General features: G+C 41.8%; 4 protein-coding genes. 1 reads left to right on the top strand and 3 read right to left on the bottom strand.

The genetic code is table 11. The features are described from left to right. The 3 genes from ABWK04_04415 to ABWK04_04405 form a co-directional block, all read right to left on the bottom strand. The coding region (locus ABWK04_04415) for a lipoate--protein ligase (GenBank protein ID MEZ0361131.1) at positions 1-1,820 on the bottom strand (1,820 nt) is incomplete at its 3' end. A 60-nt stretch (positions 1,821-1,880) separates the two neighbouring features. Beyond that, complete coding sequence (gene smpB, locus ABWK04_04410; GenBank protein MEZ0361130.1) at positions 1,881-2,357, bottom strand: SsrA-binding protein SmpB; 477 nt, start codon at positions 2,355-2,357, stop codon at positions 1,881-1,883. Positions 2,358-2,384: 27 nt separating this feature from the next. After that, positions 2,385-3,725: an MFS transporter gene (locus tag ABWK04_04405; protein MEZ0361129.1), complete on the bottom strand. Its 1,341-nt coding sequence runs from the start codon at positions 3,723-3,725 to the stop codon at positions 2,385-2,387. A gap of 20 nt (positions 3,726-3,745) precedes the next feature. Between ABWK04_04405 and glgP the strand changes: the two genes are divergently transcribed. Beyond that, the coding region (gene glgP / locus ABWK04_04400) for an alpha-glucan family phosphorylase (protein MEZ0361128.1) at positions 3,746-5,128 on the top strand (1,383 nt) is incomplete at its 3' end.

The following is a 5,128-nucleotide window of genomic DNA, read 5'->3' as shown; positions in this document are numbered from 1 at the left end:
AAGACCAAAGGACCAAGCACTATGGTAGGTCTTTCTGCCTCCTTTATCCACTTTGCAAGCACTTCAAAGGCTTCCCTGTATCCAACCACCCTTTCCCCTATAGTTGCTTCTCCAAGAAAGACTTCCTTTTGCATAGAGGTTCTTGTTCTGTCCTCTTGGGGTGTAGGCACAGCCTTTGGCTTTTTATAGTAAGAGGGTTTAAAGTCTATGAGGTATGGAGAAAAGTCAAACCTTATCTCTTGCTTTTGTACCTCTGAACTTACATCTTCCTTTACTGCAAGAGTTTTATATAGGTCTTCTTTTATAAGGTCTAACTCTACGGTAAATTCACCGTGATATGCTTTTTCCTCCTCTTCTACTCCAAGGCTATAGCAGGTGGTTCCTACAATATCAAAAAGCACACCCTTTGCACCTTCTTCGCTGGCTTTTTTGAATATCTCATACCTCTTTTCATAAAACTCATAACAGCAGTGCCCTATGTAAGTATAGCCATTTTGAGCGCACCAAAGGAGCGTGTCTCTTAAAAGCTCAAAGGAGGTGATGGTGATGGGTATCATACCTTTTTGGTAGGCAAGCCTGTAGGCATCTCCTACCGTACAACCTCCACACTCTCCGCAATCATCAAGGTGTCTATAGTCGCACCATCTTGGCTTTGCACAGTAAGGCAGTAGCATCACCTTTGCCTTCTCAACATTTTCCTTTAATCCTCCTCCTATGCTGGCTATTATGTTATTGAGTCTTTTTTTTTCAATACCAAGCTCAAGCCCTTCAGCCTTCCTGATGGGGAAAAGGATCGCATTGATAAAGTCTTCAACACTCAGGTTAAGACCTTCCCACTCTCTATTTTCAAAAAACTCCCTCACCCTATTTTCTACATCCTGCAAGGGAGTATGTTTTAGGAAGGCTTCGAGGTCATATATGAGTCTCTGTGGTCTTACGAAAAAGTCTCCATTTATGATCAACTGCTGTAAGATCTTAGCTTTGGCGTCCAGCTTGACGGAGACCCTAAAAGTACCACCTAAGCATCTGTGTATTCCAAAAAGCATCTCGCTATCTTTTGTAGAACTCTTTACATGATATACCCAGTCTTCACTTGCAAAATAGAGCTTTTTCTCTTCAAGGAGAGATAACTCCTCATTGCTGAGCTGTCCCCACTCGTAACTCATACCAAGCTCTTCAGAAAGTCCATGCAGAATAGCATCAAAGACTTCCTCCTTTGAAGGCAGATAACCCAAAGATCTTTTGACCCACTCTACTCTGTCTTCCGCTGACTTTATGCCTTTGGAGGTTAGCTTTTCAACAGGTATCTGAAGGGACTTGAGCATCCTTTCTACGTTAAAATCCATAAGTATAGTACCCTGATACAGGAAGGCGTTACCCTCAAAAACACCGCCAGTTCCGGAGATTTTTCTGCCATCCACCTCTATATCGTTTCTTGGTCTGAAGCTTGCTCTTATACCAAGTCTTCTAAGACCTTTCGCTATACCGGTGCATATCTTTGCTGTTATCCCTTCAAAGCTCTCCTGATTCAAAGATCGTCTATCGGCTATCACCTCCCAGCCTATCTGGGTTTCGTCAAAGTATATGGCTCCACCTCCTGTTATCCTCCTACCTACCTGTATACCTTCTCTTTGGGTGTACTCAGTTCTAACTTCTTCTTCAACGGATTGGTGAAAACCTATAAGAACGCACTCGGGTTTGAACTGCAAAAACCTCACCGTGTTCGGAATCCTGCCTTCAGCCCTTAGGTCAAGCATGATCCTATCCAAAGCTATGTTTTCGTAATGAGGTCTCTCACCTGTATACAAAACTCTCCACATGTCAGCCTCCAGTTTTTAGATAATTTTAGGTATAGCTATCAAGTGCAACTTTGATTAAAGTCACAGTTTTAACTTTCCACCCTTTATTTCTCTCTCTATCTGTCTCCTCAGATCCCTTTCCCTGAGTTCTTGTCTTCTGTCGTATGTCTTTTTACCCTTAGCAAGGGCAATCTCCACCTTAACTCTGTTACCCTTAAAGTAAATGGACAATGGTATTAAAGTGTAGCCTTTTTCCTGTACTTTTCCCATTAAACGAAGTATCTCCCTTTTGTGAAGTAAAAGTTTCCTTTTTCTTAAGGGATCAGGTGGCTTTATGGTTGCGTACTTATACGGTGCTATGTAAAGATTATACAGCCATGCCTCACCATTTTCTATTCTCACAAAACTGTCTTTGAATGAAACGGTTTGTTTGTTCCTTAAAGCTTTGACTTCCGAACCTTCCAACACTATACCCGCCTCGTATGTTTCTATTATGTGATAGTCAGCGTTTGCGGATCTGTTCACCGCTATTATGCGCTTTTGGATCTCTTTTGACATAGGTAAATTTTAACACTCTTGAATAATTCACGTTATGTCCTCTATGGCTTTACCTTTTGCTTCTACACCTTTCAACGACCATATAAAGTAGGATATAAATCCCAGAAGCCAAAAGAGTGAAATACCCAATACGCCGTAGATGTAACTTGTTGAAGATAGACTCACGAGGATTATAGGGGATAGAGCGCCTGCGAGCCTTCCCATTATGGAAAGTAATCCTATGGCGTAGGCTCTCAGGTAAGATGGATATATCTCTGTTGCAGACACGTAAGCTATAGACGCAAAAGAAAAAGCGAAAAGTGAGTAAAAGAAGTACACAGTATAAAAGTTTTGTTTGATCAAAAAGAGCAAAGAAAGGACAAAAGAAGAAAAGCTTATAAAAGAACCTGTGAACTTACGCCCCAGCGTATCACTCATCAAAGCTACTAAAAGACCACCTATCAATCCACCTAAGCTTCCCACAAAAAGCAGATGTGGGACATCTTCGGAACTTAAGCCGAAGGCTGTAGAAAAGCTTGTTGGTATAAGTGTAATTATACCGTAATAAGTAGCCAATATGGTAACACTCATGGATGTACTAAATAGGAAGCGCCATCTGTAGAGAGCAAAGATAAGCTTTGAAGCATCAAGTATGTTTCCCTCAAAAACAGGAACTTGGCATATGTTGTTGCTATATTTTCCGCCTGCTTTTTTCTCAAGATCCTTTACTATGCGTTCAGCTTCGTGAGTTCTACCTTTTGAGAGAAGCCAACGAGGGGATTCTGGTACATATATTCTTACGGATATTGCAAGCAAAGCAAGAACGCCACCAAGCAGAAAGGCAAAGCGCCACGCGAGAGCTTCGTGCAGTGAAGAAATTACAAAGGATGCCACCAACGATGCGAGTATGCTCCCAAGATTCCAGAGAGCCGACACAGTACCGTCCACTTTTCCTCTGTGTCTTGACGGAATAAACTCGTCTATTGCCGAGTGTATAGCTGCAAACTCCCCACCTATTCCTGCACCTGCCAGAACTCTAAAGAGAAAAGCCAACTCAAAGCTGTTTACGAAACCTGTCAGAAAAGTGCCTATAGAGTATAACAGTAAGGTCAATAAAAAGAGCTTTTTTCTCCCGTATCTATCAGCTAAATAACCAAAGAGAAAAGATCCCAGTATGGCTCCGAAAAGAAAACCACTGACCATGAGGGAGCTTTGAAACTGTGTAAAGCCCAAAGATGAGGACATTGGCTTCAGTACAGCACTGACTATAACTATCTCAAAGGCATCTAACACCCAAGTTATACCCAAAGCTACAACAAACAGGGTGTGGAATTTACACCATGGCAGACTGTCAAGCCTACAAGTCAGATCGGTGCTTATAAATCTCATGCGTTAAAATATATTCTCAAATGATAGCCTACTTTGTGATGGAAGTGGGGTTGGAGGAAAATATACCCACATACAGCGGAGGTTTGGGCGCACTCATAGGTGACACCATACTTACCTTTGCTGATCTTGGTATACCTGCAGTTTGCGTCACACTCCTTTACAAGAAGGGTTACGTTTACCAGAAGATAGGGAAGGACGGCAGACAGCTGGATCTGGAAGATACGTGGAACTATTCACAAGTGCTAAAACCTCTCATCGTTGAGGTAGAAGTGCCTGTAGGTGAAAGAAATCAGAAGCTAAGATCTTGGGAGTACATAATAAAAGGTAAAAGGGACATAAGGGTGCTTTTTCTTGATGGCGATCTTGAAGGTAACGATCAAAAGGTGAGAGAAGCCTTTCAGAGGCTGTATTACAGTGATAAAGAGAGGAGACTAATACAGGAAATACTTTTAGGCATAGGTGGATACAGGATGTTGAAAACTCTTGGATACGATATAACTCTTTATCACATAAATGAAAGCCACTCAGCCTTTCTTCTCTTTGAACTATTGAAAGAGAGCAAAAGCGTTGAAGATGTTAAAAAAAAGGTTGTCTTTACCACACATACCTCTCTGCCGGTAGGTCACGATGCCTTTTCTCTTGATATGGTGAAAGGATATCTAAAGCTATATGATGGAATAAAGTGGGAGAATGAAGTTACGGATAGCAACGAACTTGATCTTTCCCTTTTGAGTGCCAAATATAGTTCCATAGTTAACGCAGTATCTCTCAGGCACAGGTTCATAACCAACAAAAGTTATGCTTTCAGAGAAGTGGATTACATCACCAACGGAGTATATCACAGGAGGTGGGTATGCGAAGAGATGAAGGATCTCTTTGACAGGTACATTCTTGGGTGGGATGATAACCCAGCTCTTCTCAAACAAGCACACGATATACCATCTATAGATCTTCTTAAGGCTCACTCGGAAGCAAAGGAGAGACTCATTACCTTCATAAACAAGAACTATGATGTAAGCTTCGTTCAAGAATGTCCTATACTGTGCGTAGCCAGAAGGGTAACCTCCTACAAAAGAAACAACCTCATACTCAGAGACATAGATAGACTGATCAAAATAGCCGAGAGGTTCGGAGGTCTCCAAATAGTTTTTGCGGGTAAGGCTCACCCTGCGGACAGTGAAGGCAAAGCCATTATAAAAGATATAAATGACAAAATAAGCTACGCAAAAAGTAAGACAAGAAGTCTCAAAATGGTTTTTATAGAAAACTACAGCATAGATCTGGCTAAGCTTCTCGTTTCGGGTTGTGATGTGTGGCTCAACAATCCAAAAAGACCTTACGAGGCGTGTGGAACGAGCGGTATGAAGGCAGGTATGAACGGGGTTTTAAACTTTTCCACCTGG

Origin of the sequence: Hydrogenobacter sp. (genome assembly GCA_041287335.1) — a bacterium.
Classification (GTDB): domain Bacteria; phylum Aquificota; class Aquificia; order Aquificales; family Aquificaceae; genus Hydrogenobacter.
Note: the sequence above shows the minus strand (reverse complement) of the source record. Positions and strands in the feature narration are given on the sequence as shown.